This is a genomic window from Thioalkalivibrio sp. ALJ2, from assembly GCF_000378325.1.
Classification (GTDB): domain Bacteria; phylum Pseudomonadota; class Gammaproteobacteria; order Ectothiorhodospirales; family Ectothiorhodospiraceae; genus Thioalkalivibrio.
This window is the reverse complement of the sequence record NZ_KB899554.1, coordinates 66,270-82,504: the sequence shown is the minus strand read 5'-3', so window position 1 is coordinate 82,504 and position 16,235 is coordinate 66,270. Positions and strand designations below refer to the sequence as shown.

Annotated in this window: 13 protein-coding genes; 3 read left to right on the top strand and 10 right to left on the bottom strand. The window is 67.5% G+C overall.

Going from position 1 to position 16,235, the window contains the following annotated elements; genetic code table 11:
* Positions 1–11: 11 nt before the first annotated feature.
* Positions 12–1,811, bottom strand: a complete 1,800-nt coding sequence (locus tag F468_RS0100380; protein ID WP_018994401.1) for an ABC transporter ATP-binding protein — start codon at positions 1,809–1,811, stop codon at positions 12–14.
* A 298-nt stretch (positions 1,812–2,109) separates the two neighbouring features.
* On the opposite strand from F468_RS0100380, the gene F468_RS0100375 reads away from it, so the two are divergent.
* Positions 2,110–3,717, top strand: coding sequence for an amino acid adenylation domain-containing protein (locus F468_RS0100375; RefSeq protein ID WP_018994400.1), 1,608 nt, complete (start codon positions 2,110–2,112; stop codon positions 3,715–3,717).
* Positions 3,718–3,760: 43 nt separating this feature from the next.
* On the top strand, positions 3,761–4,462 hold the full coding sequence (locus F468_RS0100370) for a class I SAM-dependent methyltransferase (protein WP_018994399.1): 702 nt from the start codon (positions 3,761–3,763) through the stop codon (positions 4,460–4,462).
* Here the strand turns inward: F468_RS0100370 and F468_RS0100365 are convergent.
* Genes F468_RS0100365 through F468_RS0100350 form a run of 4 tightly spaced genes read right to left on the bottom strand, consistent with a single transcriptional unit; the run spans position 4,459 to position 7,429 of the window.
* Complete coding sequence (locus F468_RS0100365) at positions 4,459–5,460, bottom strand: glycosyltransferase (RefSeq protein WP_018994398.1); 1,002 nt, start codon at positions 5,458–5,460, stop codon at positions 4,459–4,461. The genes F468_RS0100370 and F468_RS0100365 overlap by 4 nt on opposite strands.
* 8 nt (positions 5,461–5,468) lie before the next feature.
* The gene (locus tag F468_RS0100360; protein ID WP_018994397.1) at positions 5,469–6,353 is read right to left on the bottom strand and encodes a hydrolase 1, exosortase A system-associated; all 885 of its coding nucleotides are present in this window, start codon (positions 6,351–6,353) and stop codon (positions 5,469–5,471) included.
* Positions 6,350–7,177, bottom strand: a complete 828-nt coding sequence (locus F468_RS0100355) for a hydrolase 2, exosortase A system-associated (protein WP_018994396.1) — start codon at positions 7,175–7,177, stop codon at positions 6,350–6,352. The genes F468_RS0100360 and F468_RS0100355 overlap by 4 nt, the downstream gene beginning before the upstream one ends.
* Positions 7,178–7,429, bottom strand: a complete 252-nt coding sequence (locus F468_RS0100350) for an acyl carrier protein (RefSeq protein ID WP_012983883.1) — start codon at positions 7,427–7,429, stop codon at positions 7,178–7,180.
* 430 nt (positions 7,430–7,859) lie between these two features.
* On the opposite strand from F468_RS0100350, the gene F468_RS0100345 reads away from it, so the two are divergent.
* The gene (locus F468_RS0100345) at positions 7,860–9,572 is read left to right on the top strand and encodes an asparagine synthetase B (RefSeq protein ID WP_018994395.1); all 1,713 of its coding nucleotides are present in this window, start codon (positions 7,860–7,862) and stop codon (positions 9,570–9,572) included.
* Here the strand turns inward: F468_RS0100345 and F468_RS0100340 are convergent.
* Genes F468_RS0100340 through F468_RS0100320 form a run of 5 tightly spaced genes read right to left on the bottom strand, consistent with a single transcriptional unit; the run spans position 9,566 to position 16,235 of the window.
* Entirely contained in the window at positions 9,566–10,912 is a 1,347-nt protein-coding gene (locus tag F468_RS0100340) for a phenylacetate--CoA ligase family protein (RefSeq protein WP_018994394.1), read from the bottom strand. The genes F468_RS0100345 and F468_RS0100340 overlap by 7 nt on opposite strands.
* Positions 10,913–10,914: 2 nt before the next feature.
* Complete coding sequence (locus F468_RS0100335) at positions 10,915–12,150, bottom strand: glycosyltransferase (protein WP_018994393.1); 1,236 nt, start codon at positions 12,148–12,150, stop codon at positions 10,915–10,917.
* Complete coding sequence (locus F468_RS0100330) at positions 12,140–13,357, bottom strand: TIGR04063 family PEP-CTERM/XrtA system glycosyltransferase (RefSeq protein ID WP_018994392.1); 1,218 nt, start codon at positions 13,355–13,357, stop codon at positions 12,140–12,142. The genes F468_RS0100335 and F468_RS0100330 overlap by 11 nt, the downstream gene beginning before the upstream one ends.
* A complete protein-coding gene (locus F468_RS0100325; RefSeq protein WP_018175009.1) occupies positions 13,354–14,301 on the bottom strand; it encodes a methyltransferase domain-containing protein in 948 nt (315 codons plus the stop codon). The genes F468_RS0100330 and F468_RS0100325 overlap by 4 nt, the downstream gene beginning before the upstream one ends.
* A 2-nt stretch (positions 14,302–14,303) precedes the next feature.
* On the bottom strand, positions 14,304–16,235 hold the full coding sequence (locus tag F468_RS0100320) for an XrtA/PEP-CTERM system amidotransferase (RefSeq protein ID WP_018994391.1): 1,932 nt from the start codon (positions 16,233–16,235) through the stop codon (positions 14,304–14,306).

Sequence of the window (16,235 nt, the reverse complement as noted above, 5' to 3'; positions counted from 1 at the left end):
GGGGTCCGCTGTCAGGCGTGCCCGGCCGCCAGCTGCTGGAAGTGCGTGCTGCCGTCGACCAGCATCTCCCAGCGGCCCTGGTCGACCAGACGCCCGCTATCGAGCACGTAGATCTGATCGCAGGGTTTGACGGTGCTCAGCCGGTGCGCGACCAGGATGATCGTCTTGTCGCCGCTCAGGTTGTGAATGGCGTCCATCACGGCGCGTTCGGTGGCGTTGTCCAGGGCGCTGGTGGCCTCGTCGAAGAACAGCACCGCCGGGTCGCGGTAGAGGGCCCGGGCAATGCCGATGCGCTGACGCTGTCCGCCGGACAGGCGGGTCCCGCGTTCCCCGATCAGGGTGTCGTAGCCGTGCGGGAGGTCGTTCATCACGAAGTCGTGCAGGTTGGCCAGGCGCGCGGCCCGCTCCACCGCGGCATGATCGATCTCGGCCTCCGGTACGCCCAGGGCGATATTGGCGGCGACACTCTGGTCGGCCAGGAAGATGTGCTGCGGGACATAGCCGAGTGCCGCCTGCCACTGCCGCACGTTCGCTGCGGTGAGTGGCTGCCCGTCGACCAGAATCGCTCCCTCGTCGGGTTCCAGCAGCCCGAGCAGGGCATCCACCAGTGTGCTCTTGCCGGCCCCGGACGAACCCACCAGCCCGATGGTCGTGCGGGCCGGGATCTCCAGCGAGAGGTGATCCAGTGCAACGCGGTCATGCTGGGGGTAGCGATAGGTCACGCCCTCGACCCGAATGGCCTGCTGCGGCGCCAGTGCAGCAGAGGCCTCGCCGCGCGGGGGCAAGACGTCGCCGCCGCGATCACCCAGATCCTTCAGGATGTTGTCGACCGCCGCAAAATTGAAGCGCAGGGCGGCCACGTTCTGGAAGATCTTCTGGAAGGCGGGAATCAGTTGCTTGCCCGCCAGCGCATACAGGCCGAGCAGGGGGAGGGCCTGGGCGAGCCCCCCGTCGCCGGCCATCAGGTACAGCACGAGCAGCAGTACACCACCAAAGGCGATCGCCTCGATCGCGTACTGCGGGGTGTCCTGCAGGAGCACCGCGTTCGCCTGGTGCCGGGCGTAGCGCCTGGACGGGTGGCGGTAGCGTTCCAGGTAGTCGCGCTCGCGTCCTAGCAGGCGGATCTCCTTGGCGCCCGCGAAGGCCTCGGCCGCCGCCGTGAAGCGCTCGCGGTTGGCCTCCACCCGGTCCTGCCCGATCCGGTTCAGCCAGATCCGGGCCACGATGTAGATGGCCGCATAGACGCTGCCCAGACCCAGGGCCACGATGAGCGCGAGCCACGGCTCGACCAGGATGAGCAGGGCGATGATCGAGACCGCCAGCAGACCCTGGCTGACCAGGCGCATGGCCGGCATCACCGCGCCACTGATCGCGTGCGTGGTCTCCTGCAGGATCGTCTTGGCCAGGTCGCCCGAATTGCGGTGCAGGAAGAAGGTGTAGGGCCGTCGCAGATAGTCGGCCATCAGGCGGCGCGACAGTTCGTACTGCTGCATGTGGGAGAAGCGCGTGATCGACCACTGCGTCAGCGCCTGCAGCAGCGTCCCGAGCATGAACATTACAAACGCGGCCACCCCCAGAAAGTAGAGAAACTCTCCGGTCGACTCGAAACCGAGGGTGTTGTACGCCTCGTTTAACAGCCCGTGGCCGTGAACCATGTCCGGATCGGACAGCACCGCGAGAAACGGCATCACCGAGGCGACGCCCACGGTCTGCATGAACGCCGCGACGATCATCAGGATCACCAGCAGCCCGACCTTGCGGCGATCCCGGGGGTGCAAAAGGGCGTTCAACTTGCGCAAGGTTCTGAACATGTAATCAACCGGTTTTCAGCATCGGGACCCCTATGACGTATAGCGTTTTTTTACCCTCGTGGAAACGGGAAAGTGAGGCCTGACGGGGCGGAATGGTCCGTTAATTACAAAACTCATGCGGCCGTCCAAACCGGAATATCAGGTAAATCCCCCGCGGTCGGGATTGCGTGATTTAACCGGTTTCCGGATTCTCCCAGAAGAGGGTGGACAGCCAGCTTTCGGCGAGTATTCAAGTAAAAACTGCCGCCAGCAGGAGCGGCCTCCATCCCGTACATTTGTGACTTCAAGGAGTGGTCGGATGGCCATGGACGAGTACGGTTTGCACGCCGGGTTCCTGCGCGCGGCTAGGCAGTTCGCGGACCGCCCGGCGCTGGATGTGGAGGGGGGCGAGATCCGCTACCGGGATCTCTACGCCGCCAGTGCCAGCCTGGCTTCGGGCCTGCAGGCCGTCCTGCTCGCCGACGGGCCGTGCACGATCGGCGTCCTGGCCCAGCGCTCGCGCATCCTGTACCAGGGCCTTCTGGGGGTGCTGATGGCCGGGCACACGCTGGTACCCCTGAACCCGTCCTTCCCCCCCGAGCGAACACGGCGGATGGTCGATCTGGCCGGCTTGGGGGCCTTGGTCGTGGATGCCACGGGGATGCAGTCGCTGGATGGCTGGCTGGGGCCGGAGCATTCCGACTGTGCGATCTGGCTGCCGACCCGGGAGGACTGCGATGCCTTTCAGTCCCGCTGGCCCGGGCATGCCTTTTATGCCCTGGACGCGGCCTCGCCCCCCGAGGGATGGTCGCCGGCACGGGTCAATCCCGACGATCTCGCCTGTCTGTTCTTCACCTCGGGCAGTACCGGTGTACCCAAGGGCGTGGCCGTGCGTCATCGCAATGCGGCCCGGTTCGTCGCCATGTCGCGGGAGCGCTATGACCCTCTGGGGCTGAGCGAGAACGATCGTTTCTCGCAGTTCTACGACATTACCTTCGACTCCTCGATGTTCGACCTGTACGTGGGATGGGCCTACGGGGCGTGTCTTTGCTGCCCCTCCGCCCGCGAGTGGTTCAACCCCAACCGCTACATCGCCGACAAGACCCTGACCGTCATCGACATCACGCCGTCGGCCGGCCACGGCATGAGTCGCCGCAACGGCTGGGCCCCCGGCCGTTTCCCCCAGCTGCGGCTGTGTCGCTTTGGCGGCGAGGCCCTGTCGGCGGAACTGGCCAGGATCATGGCGGCCGCCGCGCCCAACGCCACGATCGACAATGCCTACGGACCCACCGAGTGCACCGTCGATGCCTGCTTCTACCGCTGGGACCCGGCGCGTTCGCCTGCCGAGTGCACCCACGGGATGGCCCCTATCGGCTATCCGGGCAACCAGGTCGGCATTCGCGTGGTCGACGAGGACTTTCACGAAGTGCCGGAAGGGGGCGAGGGCGAGCTCCTGATCAGCGGGCCGCAGGTCAGCGCCGGGTACTGGAAGGACCCGGAGCGCACCGCGGCCGCATTCATCCGGCTCGGGGACGACAGCACCCTGTATTACCGCACGGGCGATCTCGTGCGGCGCCCGTATCCCGGAGAGCCCCTGCAGTTCCTCGGGCGCTTCGATCACCAGATCAAGATCGGTGGCGTGCGCATCGAGCTGGGAGAAGTCGAGCAGGCCCTGCGCGAGGCTGCGGCGACCGACCAGGCCGTTGCGGTCGGCTGGCCGCGTACCGCAAGTGGAGCCTCCGGCATCATCGCCTTTGTGGTCGCCGAACACTTGGACGTGGAGGCGATTCGGGAACGACTGAGGCAGCGGCTCCCCACCGTAATGGTGCCGCGGGAGATCCATCTTCTGGACGAACTGCCGCTGAACGCGAATGGCAAGGTTGATCGCAAGGTGCTCGTCGAGACGCTGCAGGCGGCAGAAGTGTGAATGACCCTGCGCCTTCCGGCGCTGTCCCCGTCAGGCCGGCGAGATGAAGGAGGCGCTGGTTCAGTTAAGCTCCTCCCTGCACCGGCATGGCTGGTGGCGCACCCTGGCCCTCATCCCGCGGAACGTCCTGTTCCGGCTGACGGACTTCGACCGCAAGCATGGCACCAATACGGGCATCCAGGCCGGGGACGACGCGGGTCTGCCGCAGGAGCACGAGGGATACGAGGGGACCCCGCCGCGTCTGTTCCACAGGATCATCCGCTCCCTGGGCATCGCCCCCGCGCGCTATGCGTTCATTGATCTGGGGTCGGGCAAGGGAAAGGCGCTGCTGCTCGCATCGCATCATCCGTTTCGCCGGATCATCGGGGTCGAATACAACTCCCGCCTGGACGCGATCGCCGCCGCGAATGCGCGGATCTACCGGCACCCCGAGCGCTGCATGCACCGGATCGAGACCGTCTGTGGCGACGCCGGCGCGTTCGGGTTGCCGCCGGGCGACCTGCTGATCTACCTGTTCAATCCCTTCAAGGCCGCGATCATGGAGCGCGTGCTCGCGAACCTCGAGAGCGCCCTGCAGGCCGACGGAGAGCGGGACGTGCTGGTCGTGTACCAGAACCCGACCCAGCGAAGGCTGCTGGACGAGGCCCCATTTCTGGAGCGCGTGGCCTACCGGGAGTACCGCACCAGGCGGCTGCGAAAGATGCCGATCGGCCGTGTCGCGGTTTATCGAAACCGCCGAGATTAGCTCCGGGCGAACAGGGCCTTCACCGTACTGGCCCCCAGATACCCCCAGGTCTTCATGCGTCCCGGTCGGCGCACCAGGGCCTGAAAGAACGCGCGCCGGGCGATCCGTGGGTCTCCCTCCCAGTAATGGTGGTAGCCGAAGGTGAAACAGGCATCACCCAGGCGCTCGCGGACCCGGGGCCAGGGGGTCTTTTCGCCATTGGGCCCCACCAGACCCCAGCGACCCAGCGCCCGCTGGACCACTTCGACCTCGTAGTTCACGTCCGGGTATCGGGTCATGCAGCCACGCCCGTGCAGGCGATAAAGGGCGGTGACCCGGTCCAGCTGGCGGTACTCGGTCAGTCGCGAGGCTCGAATCCAGTAGTCATAGTCCTGGCCGCGCTTGAGCTGCGGGTCGAACGGGCCGACCTGTTCCACCAGCTCGCGCCGCATCATCACCGTGATCGTATGCGGCAGGGATTCCATTAACAGCTGGTTGTACACCCAGCCCGAACCCTCTGGGACAATCTCCGGCACCTCGGTCACCGGAACCGGGGGATCGGCCAGGGTATGGGGCGGGGCGAACTGTCCGCTGGCATCGGGCTTCCACGCCAGAAAATCCGTGTGCACCAGGCCGATCTCCGGGTGCTGCTGCATGTACAGCACCTGGGCGGTCAGCTTGCCGGGCAGCCAGACATCGTCGGAATCGATAAAGGCGATGAAGCCGCCCTGGGCAGCCGCGATGCCGGTATTGCGGGCTACGGCCGCCCCCTGGTTCTGCTGGGTCAGCAGCGTCAGACGATCGCCATACCCGCGCAGGATCTCGACCGTCCCGTCGGTCGAGCCGTCGTCCACCACGATGAGTTCGATGCTGGGGTAGTCCTGATCCAGGACGCTGTCGACGGATTCGGCAATATAGGCCGCCGTGTTGAAGGCCGGCATGACCACCGACACCAGTGGCTTGCGGGGGAGCCCCTCCGGCTCGGCCGGGGGTGTGCTGTGCGCCAGGGAAGTTTCCATGGGTGGCATCATCCCGGGCTGTGCCCGGGCGCCTGGCGCAGCCAGTCATGCGTCCATGTCGCAACCTGGTCGCGCCATTCGCGGCGGGAAAAGGTGTGGTTGGCGTCCGGCAGTTCGCGCAGGGTCACGCGTGGCTGTCGCAGCAAGCCGTCCCAGGCCGGTGCATGGCTGGCTACATCCCGAAACTCGGCGGCCGTCAGGTCCTCTCCGCTCAGGACCAGGAGGATCGGCCCGTGAAAGCGGCGCCAGCCCTCGGCCATCCGGTCCGGCAGAGGTGCCGACGAAACATCGAAACGGCCCTCGTCGGTCGCAGCCGGGGGAGCCCCGGCACGACGGCCCAGTACCGTGCCGACCATTCGTCCCAGGGAGCGCAGGGAGACCCAGGGGTTGAAGCGTCCCTTCAGGGCGCCTGACCAGAAGTCGCGCGAAACAAGCCGCTGGAGGTAGTAGGTCTTCAGGTAGGCGCGGGCCAGGCCCTCGTCGGTGCGGACCCACGGGTTGGCCAGCACCAGGCCCGCCACCCGGGGGTCCCGCCAGGCATAGAACAAGGCGGCGGAGGCCGCACCGCACAGACCCCAGATCACGACCTCGCGCATTCCCGGTACCTCGGCCGAGAAGGTATCCATCGCCGCGCGCAGGTCATCGTGCACCTCTTCGTAGTCGCGCTGGGCGCCGGACGAGTCGCCCATGCCGCGAAAATCGAAGCGGAACACTGGTATCCCCCGAGCCGCCAGGTCGCGCGCCAGGAGCAGAAACTGGCGATGACTGCCGACGCGATACTGCGGGCCGCCCACGGCGATCAGGACGCCTCGTATGGCCCCGGCGGCGCCGGGGTGAAGGATGCCGAGCAGCTCCTCCCCGCCCAGCCGGAAGACGACCGCCCGCTCGTTCATGCCGCCCGCCCCAGGGATACCGTGTGTCCCAGGCAATCCATGGTGTGTTCCAGCAGGGCCGGGACCTCGAGGATGTCCGGCGCATTCCAGAAGGGTTCGCCGAGGACAACGGAGGCGTGAGCTTCCACCCCCTGCTCGCGCCACGCATCCAGCGTCCGGGTGCTCCCCGGGGACAGAGCAGCGCCCTCGCTGTCGCTGACCTCGAACCAGTACACCGGCCCGTGTGGAGGTGGTGCCAGGCGGGCCTTTGCCAGTGCCTCTGCCAGTGCCGGCGCCAGCGTATAGCCCGCGACCTCGATGGCTTCTCCCGCCTCCAGTCGGCCGCGCAACTGCCCCGTGCTTTCCTTCTCCCCGCCCATCATGGCGGCGGCCATGCGCAGGCGGAGGAACTGCGTCAGGTGCTGTTCGCCGTTGGTAACCGGTTGCCACAGCACGGTCGCCGCCACCGACGGGGCGCGTGTGGCCAGAAGGTCGCTGATCAGCAGGGCGCCCGCGCGCAGTCCCCAGAGGATCAGGGGGCCCTGGCCGTCGGATGCCGCCTCCAGGTGATCCAGGCAGCGCGAGAGGTCGTCGAGCCAGATCTCCCAGCGCGCATCGCCAAAATCGCCACCGCTGTCGCCGCAGCCGTACAGGTCCGGCAGCAGGACGGTGTACCCCTCGCGGGCCATGCGCCGGGCCTGCAGCGCCACCATGCGCCGGGCCTTGTTCAGCTCCTCGGCAAACGGGGGTACGAACAGGACCCGCCCGCGGGCAGGGGCCCGGGCGGCCGGGTGCAGGACATAAAAGATCGGTCCGGCGCAGCCCGGCAGGAAACCGGCGTCCATCTAGGCACCATTCTTGTGTTCAACGAAATCGACTAGGGCGCCGACGGTCTCGAAGGTCTCCGCACTGACGTCATCGTCATCGATCACAATGTCGAACTGTTCTTCCATCTCGTTGATCAAGGAAACCACCGCCATGGAGTCCAGTTCGGGGACCCCGCCCAGCAGGGGGGTGGAGCGGTCAAAGTGCTGGGCGCGGCCGTTCAGGCCGAGGGCGCTGTCAAGCAAGGCCTTGATGTGCTCGAGCGTCGACATGATGCAGATCTCCTGTTCCCTGGTGGCGCATTCCACATACTTCCAGAAGCCCTATTGTGAAAGTTTGTGGCCGACAACTGGAGACCTTGCGGGTACCAAATAATCAATACTTTAAAGTGGTCGGAAGTCCCTCCATCATTGAGTTTTACCTTTTGCCGGCATTTTTGGTTTGCTGGAAGGTAAACGCGGAAACTTGAATATCGGCATGCCCACGGGAGCCATCACAGGCGGGCACTTGCTGCTGTTTCCTTGAACGCCGCTTCAGGCGACAGGAAGGCCAATGGCGGGACTATGTGGATGGTTTGGAGCGCCCAGGGGGGCGGCGGGCGATATCCTCGGCCTGCAGGAGGCGGGGCTCCCTTCGGTCCCGGGTGAGTCCAGCGCGCGCTGCGATGGCCCCCGGGGCGGGTGTCTGGTCCAGGGCGGCTGGGTGGCCCAGGCCCCGGATGGGCTGATCGCGGCCATCGCCGGCCACCCCCGGTGGCGGGAGCGCGGCCTGCAGCGCCTGGCGCTGGAGCAGTCGCCCGCCCATGCCTTGCTCGACGCCTACCGGCGTTTCGGCGATGCCCTGTTCAGCCAGGTGGCGGGGGATTTCGTGGTGGCGATCCTGGACCCGCAGCGGCCGCGCCTGCTCGCGGGCGTGGACCGCATGGGGCAGGCCTCGCTGCACTGGGCGGCGGTGCCGGGCGGGGTAGCCTTCGGGACAACGGCCGGCAGTGTAGTTCGCTATCCCGGTCTGAGCCGCGATCCGACCCCATCGGGGCTTTATCACTATCTCTTCTTTCACATGCTGCCCGCACCGGTCAGTGTGTTCGCGGGCGTCGAGAAGCTGCGCGCCGCGCATTACCTGGACGGTCAGGCGGACACAATCCGCGTGAAGCCCTACTGGCTCCCGCATTTCCGCGAGGCGCGCATGGGCGATGCCGCCGAGATGGGGACGGCCCTGCGGGATCAGCTGCGCAATGCCGTCAAGCAGCAGCGGGAGACGCCGAAGCCGGGGGCCTTTCTCAGCGGTGGGCTGGACAGCTCGACCGTGGCCGGGCTCCTGGCCGAGACGACCCCCGAGCCGCCGCCGACCTTCAGCATCGGTTTCGATGCCCCGGGTTACGACGAGATGGAGTACGCCCGCATCGCGGCCCGGCACTTTGCGACCCAGGCGAACGAGTACTACGTGACGCCGGACGATGTCGTCGCCGCTGTCCCCCTGATTGCGGGCAGTTACGACGAGCCCTTTGGCAACTCCTCGGCGCTGCCTGCCTATTTCTGTGCACGTATGGCGGCACAGGCGGGCGTGACACGGATGCTGGCCGGCGATGGTGGCGACGAGCTGTTTGCCGGCAACGCACGCTATGCCAAGCAGGGCCTGTTCGAGCACTGGCAGCGCCTGCCACGCCCCTTGCGCCAGGGCATGCTGGAACCCCTGGCGACCCGCATCCCGCAGGGGGCCGGCTGGTTGAGCAAGGCGCGCCGCTACGTGGAGCAGGCGCGCATCCCGCTGCCCGATCGGCTGCAGACCTACAACTACCTGTATCACCTCTCGCCCACGGCGATGTTCGAGCCGGACTTTCTCTCGGCGGTGGATACCCAGGCCCCGTGGGATCTGATGCGCGAGATCCACGACCAGCCGGCACACGCCTCGCCGCTCAATCGCATGATGTACCTGGACTGGCAGCAGACCCTGGCCGACAACGACCTGCGCAAGGTGACCCGCATGTGCGAGCTGGCCGGCGTGGATGTCGTCTTTCCGATGCTGGACGACGACGTGGTGGAGTTCTCCCTGGGCATCCCGTCCGACCAGAAACTGCGCGGGCAGCGGCTGCGCCACTTCTACAAGGAGGCGATGCAGGGCTTTCTGCCCGACGCCATCATCGACAAGAAGAAACATGGCTTTGGCCTGCCCTTCGGGGTGTGGATGCACGACCACGCGCCGCTGCGCGAACTGGCCTATGACAGCCTGCTGCGGCTCAAGGGGCAGGGCTTTCTGCGGCCGCAGTTCATCGACGAACTGATAGCGCTGCACCGCGACGGACACGCGGCCTATTACGGCGACATGGTGTGGGTGCTGATGATGCTGGATCTCTGGCTGCACGCCCCGCCGAGCGAGATGCCAGCCGAAGCGCGCGCCCAGGCGGGCGGTTACTGAACCCGGCAGACCACGTGCCGGTGCTTGCCGCCGGCTTCCGGGGCGATCGCCTCGACCTGGCGGATTTCCACCGTCAAGGATTCCCCCAGGGCCTGTGTGAAGGCACGCCGCAGGCGCTGCTCCACGGTCTCGGCCAGGGGCTCGTCGAGGACCAGCAACAGCTCGACCCGGTCCGGCGCGTGCTGGATGATCTTGTACGAGCGCAGGCCCGCGATCTCGCGCAGGCAGTAGTTGAAATGACTGCCGTGCACCCAGCGGCCATCGAGCGCGATCAGGCCGTCGTTGGCTCGCCCCTCGATCTCCCGCAGCAGCGGCAGGCCGCGCCCGCAGGGGCAGGGCGCCGGGTCCAGCGCGCCACGATCACCGGTGCGGTAGCGGATGAAGGGATACTCCGGGCCCATCAGATTGGTGACCACGATCTGCCCGGTCTCGCCGGCCGGAAGCGGTCGCCCGGCATCGTCCAGGATCTCGACGATCAGCGCCTCGGCCGTCAGGTGCAGCCCGCCATGCGGGCACTCGCGTGCGATCAGGCCGGCATCCCGGCCGCCATACTCGTTCGCGACCCCACAGCCCAGTACGTCGGTGATGATCGCCCGCCACTCCGGGCGCAGGACCTCCGACGTGGTAAAGGCCACCCGAATACCCAGATCATCCAGGCGCCGGCCCTGTTCCCGCGCGTGTGCGCAGACCCGTGCCAGTACGGAGGGATAGCCGAAGATCATGCGCGGGCGGAACTCGCGAGTCTGGTCAATGATGGCATCGACCCGTGCCCGGTCGAGGTCGCGGGCCGGGACCAGGCGCGACCGCAGCACGCGGTCGCGCCAGGACCGCAGGCGATTCTGTACGTCGGTCTCGTTCGGTGCGCCCCACAGGACCAGCTCGCGATCGCCAATGTCGACGCCCCACCAGCGGGTCGCGCGCCACTTGGCGGCGATGTCCATCGCAATGCGCTCGCGCCCCAGCCAGAAGGCCAGCGGTTCGCCGGTCGAACCGCTGGTACGTTGCGCGACCAGGTGTTGTGCCCCGTCCGCTTGCCACTCATGGCCTGCCTGGCGCAGCACGGCCTTGTCGATGATCGGCAGGCGTTCAAGATCCGCAAGGCTCGTCAGTGCGCGGGGTGACCAGCCCTGGTCGGCGAACCACTGGCGGTAGAACGGTATCTGTTGGGCCACGCGTTCGAGCAGGAGCTGCAGGCGGGTCAGCTGCAGGTTCTCCAGTGCCTCGGGTGCCCACCACTGGGTCGCCTCCAGCGCCTTGCGCAGGCGCACCGTCGAGTGCCCTTTCAACCGCTCGTGCACGGGAAACGCGCCATGCGCGATCAGCGAGGTGTACAGCCCCATCTTCAGGCGCGCCGTGGCAGGCGATGTCCGACGGGCCCGGCGATCGTCTCGAAGGCCGCGACCAGTTCGGGTATCCGCACCCGCCAGTCATTCGCCCGCGCATGGGCCAGGATCGCCGCGCGGTCCCACTCGCGCCCCAGGGCCTCGTGGATCGCCGCGCGCAGTGCGTCATGATCCCCGTACGGGACGATCAGCCCCACCTGCTCCGAGGCGACGACCTCGGCGTTGCCCCCTACATCCGTGGTGACGATGGGCAGCCCGCAGGCCGAGGCCTCCAGGAAGACATTCGCCCAGCCTTCAAAGCGTGTGGCGAGCACGAACAAGTCCCCCGCGGAGTACACGAACCGCAGCTCGTCGGGCGCGACGGGCCCGAGGAACCACACCCGGTCCTGCAGCCCCAGTGCCTGGACCTGCTGGCGCAGCTCGGCCTCGTTGTTGCCCTCGGGGGTGCCGCCGCCGGCAATCACCAGATGCAGGTCCGGGTGCTGTTGCAGCAGTTCGGGCAGGGTCGCGATCACGCGGTGAAAGCCCTTGCGCTCGGAGAGCCCGCCGACGGAGATCAGGAACCGCCCCTCGGCGGGCAGGCCCAGGCGCTGCCGGGCCTCGGTCCGGTCCTCAGGCTTGAAGCGGTCGAGATCGGCCCCGTTCCCCACGACCTGCACATGGTCGGGCTCGATGCCCCAGTCCAGCGCCTCGTCGCGCAGCGCCCCGGCCACCGAGAACACCCGCGCCGCATCCTCCAGCGCCCGGCGAATCTGCGCCCGGTGCAGCGGCCGGTCGCGGAAACGGTTCAGGCTGCCGCGCAGGGTGATGGTGCAGGGGCGGTTCAACCAGCGTGACAGCCAGCGCGCGGCGACCCCGTCGGGATAGATGAAATGGGCATCGATTACGTCGAAGCCGAACTCGCGCTGCAGCCGACGCATCAGGCGCAGACTGCCGAGCGCCTGAAAGAAGCCGTCGGTCCACTTGAACAGGCCCGGGATACACAGGAAACGAGGGTGGTAGACGTGAATCGACCCCTGCCGCTCGAAGGCCGGCAGCGGCGGTCGGGCGTGCGGACGCAGGCGTCCCAGCCAGTTCTGGAACGGGAACCAGGGCGCCGGGGCCACGACGACCAGGTCGAGATGTTCGGCGACACGGCGCATGCGCTCGCGCACGAACAGTCCCAGATTGGGTTGCGCCGCGTTCGGGTACACGCGCGTGAAGACCACCAGACGTGGGCGCCCGTCATCCGGCACGCAGCACCTCCGGCCGGGCCCGCAGCCCGTCGTAGACCGACTGGTAGCGTGCGACACTCGCCGCCCAGGTGCGCTCCTGTTCCACGAAACGCCGTCCGTTCTCCCGCACCCGTGGCCAGTGTTCGGGGTGCTCGAGCGTCTCCAGCACCCGGGTGGCCAGGGCCTCGGGGTTGTCGGCCGGGAACAGCCAGCCGGTCTCGCCATCCCGGATCAGCTCCCGGTGCCCGCCCACGTCCGATGCCACCAGCAGGCGCCCCTGGGCCATTGCCTCCAGTGGTTTCAGCGGCGTGACCAGGTCGGTCAGGCGCATCGAATGGCGTGGATACACGAGCAGGTCGACCAGGTCGTAGTAGCGCTGCACCTGGTGATGCGGGACGCGCCCGGTGAAGATGACGCGGTCCTGGATGCCGAGGCGTTCGGCCTGGGCCTTCAGGCGCTCGGCTTGCGGGCCGCCCCCGACCAGCAGGATGCGCACGTCGGGCGCCCGGGCCTGGATAAGCGGAAAGGCCTCGAGCAGGGTATCCAGTCCCTCGTAGGCATAAAAAGACCCGAGAAAGCCGAGCACACGGGCGTCACCCAGACCCAGTTCGGCCTTCAGGGCGGGATCGGGCTGGCCGCCCAGGTGGAAGTCATCCGCGTCCACCGCATTGGGGATCACGGTGACCCGCTCGGCCGGGATGCCGCGCGCGATGATGTCGCGGCGCAGTCCCTCGCAGATGGTGGTGACATGTCCCACGCGCTTCAGGGCATAGGTCTCCAGCTCTCGCGTCAGGCGGTAGCGCAGGCCATATTCGCGGGCGGTGCCATGGTCGACCGCGGCGTCCTCCCAGAATGCCCGCACCTCGTAGACCACCGGGATCCCCAGCCGGCGACCGGCACGCAGGGCCGGCAGGGCATTCAGTGCGGGCGAGTGCGCATGGATGATGTCGGGCGCGACCTGGCAGGCGACGCGGGTCAGCCGCTGGGTCAGCGCCTGCATCAACCCCCATTGTTCGACCCCCGGGATCGCGCTCGGGTTGTAGGTCGTGCGGTAGAAATGCAGGCCGTCGATCGTCTCCTCGTCCGCGTTCGCGCCGGTATGCTTGGGGCTGGTCAGGTGACAGGTCTGCCAGCCCCTGCGGCGCTGTTCGCGCAGGATGGCCGCGGTGCGAAAGGTGTACCCGCTGTGCAGCGGGATGGAGTGGTCGAGGACGTGGAGGATCTTCATGCCGCCGCCCTCGCTTCGTCGTCGGGCGCCGGGCGGGTCACCACGAGCCAGAATCCCAGGCAGCGCAGCGTGGCCTTGTCGAGCCCGCGAAATGGTTCGGCCAGATAAGGGGCCACTGCAGCCACATCCTCGTCCAGTGCCTCGGCCGTGGACTCGAGATGCCGAACCACGAGTCCTGCACGCTTGATTGCCTGCCGGTAGCGGTCCAGACGCCAGCGGTTCGGGACACCCTTGCCGGCATACATCCAGTGCCACAGGCCCACCGGCCAGGTGAGAAAGTCGAGCGGGTTTTCGCGGTGCAGGCCATGGCTCTTGAGGTCCACCTGATGGACCGCCAGCGCCCCTGGTTTCAGGGCCGTCGCCATGTCGCGAAAGGTCGCTTCCAGGTCATTGACGTGTTCCAGCACCGCGCGCGAATAGATCAGGTCGACCTCGGCGTTCAGGCCCGACAGCCCATCCCGGGTCACGCGGTATTCCAGCCGCTCGCTGCGAAACCCCGAGGCCGGATCGCCGGGGCGCTCGAAGCACGCGGCCGCCCGTTCGTGGGCCTCGGGGCCCAGGCCGTCCAGCAGGCACTGCAGGACCTCCAGCTGAAAGGGGCTGCGCTGCGACAGCGCAAAGCGGTCAACGCAGGTTACCCGGGCCGCGCCATGGGCCAGCATTAGCAGCGCCACGCCGGGCACGTCGCCGGGCCCGTACTCCAGCAGGTGCTTGTCGCGAAGGGCGTCCTCGATCGCCTCGGGCGGGACCCCCAGCTGATCGAAGTAGTCGAAGAAACAGGTGGTGAAGTACTGCGCCACGGATTCCGCCGTCTCCGCGCCACGGCCACGGCCGGTCTCGTGGGTCAGGCGTACGTAGAGCCTCGGAGCTCCCTGGGCCAGTAGGTTGCTGAGGATGGCACGAGTGGCACGCGAGGCATCGGCAACCGGGTGGCGTCCATACATGGCTAGGCTCCAGGCAGGACGCAGCCGCTGCGCGGGCTGGTCGGTTGCACCTTGTCCAGAAAGGTCTGGAACATCATCAGTGACCACAGCGCCGCGCTGTGATCGCGTGCGCCCCGGCCGTGCTCGTCGACCAGACGCCTGAGGGTACGTTCGTCGAACAGCCCGGAATCACGCATCTGCTCGCCCAGCACCCGCTCGTGCATCGCCTCGCGCAGTGGCCCCCGGAACCAGTTGGCCAGGGGTACGGCGAAGCCCCGCTTGCGCCGATAGAGAATCGAGTGGGGCAGGTAGGGTTCCATCGCCTTTTTCAGGACCGCCTTGCCTTCGCCGTCGCGCAGCTTCAGTTCCGGTGCGAGCGTGGAGGCCCACTCCACCAGCGGGTGATCCAGCAGCGGCACGCGGACCTCCAGCGAGTGCGCCATGCTGGCGCGGTCGACCTTGGTCAGGATGTCGCCCGGGAGGTAGGTCTTGAGGTCCAGGTACTGCACCAGCGAGAGCGGGTCATCGGTCGGGGCCCGCCCGGCATGGGCGCGCAGCACCTCGACCGCCCCGTAGCCCTGCAGCTCGCGGCGGAATGCGGGCGAGAACAGAGAGTTGCGCTGCTCGTCGCGCAGCACCGACACGCCCTGGAAATATCCCTCGACCGCATCCCGCGCCAGTGCCTGGAAGGTCGCCCGGGCGCGCAGCGGGCGCGGCGCCCAGTCCGCCTTGGGATAGACCTGGGCCAGGCTGCCGAACAGGACCCGCCGCAGGCCCAGGGGCAGCGGGTTGCGCAGGCGTTCCTCGGCGAGGTGGTGCCGATACCGGCGATAGCCCGCCAGGTTTTCGTCGCCCCCGTCACCGGACAGCGCGACCACGACCTGTCGGCGGGCCTGCTCGCAGACGCGATAGGTCGGCAGGGCCGAGCTGTCGGCAAAGGGTTCATCGTAGAGATCGCCCAGGCGTTCCAGCAGGGCAAAGTCATCGGGGTCGACCTCGCGGTTGTGATGCTCTGTCGCGTAACGCTCGGCGACCTCCCGGGCATAGCGCGACTCGTCATAGGCGGGGTCGGCAAAGCCGATGGAACAGGTGCGCACGGGCTCGGTGGAGAGCCCGGCCATCATCGCCACCACGGCGCTGGAATCCACGCCCCCCGACAGGAAGGCCCCCAGCGGTACCTCGGCGACCATGCGGATGCGCACGGACTCGCGCAGACGTTCGGTCAACTCCTCCGCCGCCTCCGACATGCCGATGGGGGCGGTTGTCGCAAAGGGGACATCCCAGTACGCACGCGGGCTGGCGGCGGAGCGCTGGTTGCGCCGTACGGTCAGCGTATGCCCCGGTGGAAGCTTGTGGACGCCGCCCAGAATGCTGCGCGGCTCGGGCACATAGCCATACGCGAAGTATTCCTCTACCGCGCAGGGATCGAGCTCGCGTGTCTGCCCGGGATGGGCCAGCAGGACCTTGAGTTCGGAGCCAAAGATCAGCTGGCCATCCGGCAGCGTGCTGTAGTAAAGCGGCTTGATGCCCAGGCGATCGCGGGCCAGAAACAGGGTCTGGGTGTGGCGGTCCCAGAGGGCGAAAGCGAACATCCCGCGAAAGCGCTGGACGCAGTCCTCGCCCCATTCCTCCCAGGCGTGCACGATGACTTCCGTATCGCAGTGGGTACGAAAGCGATGGCCCGCCCGCTGGAGTTCATGGGTCAACTCCGGGAAGTTGTAGATCTCGCCGTTGTAGGTGACGACGACGCTTCCATCCTCGTTGAACAGTGGCTGCTGGCCACTGGCAAGGTCGATGATCGACAGGCGGCGATGCGCCAGCCCGACCCCGGGCTCCAGGTGGATACCGCCTTCGTCCGGGCCCCGGTGGAACTGGGTGGCATTCATGCCCTCCAGACAGGCGCGGTCAATCGGGCGCCGCCCGTGCAGATCGAAAATACCGGCGATACCGCACAT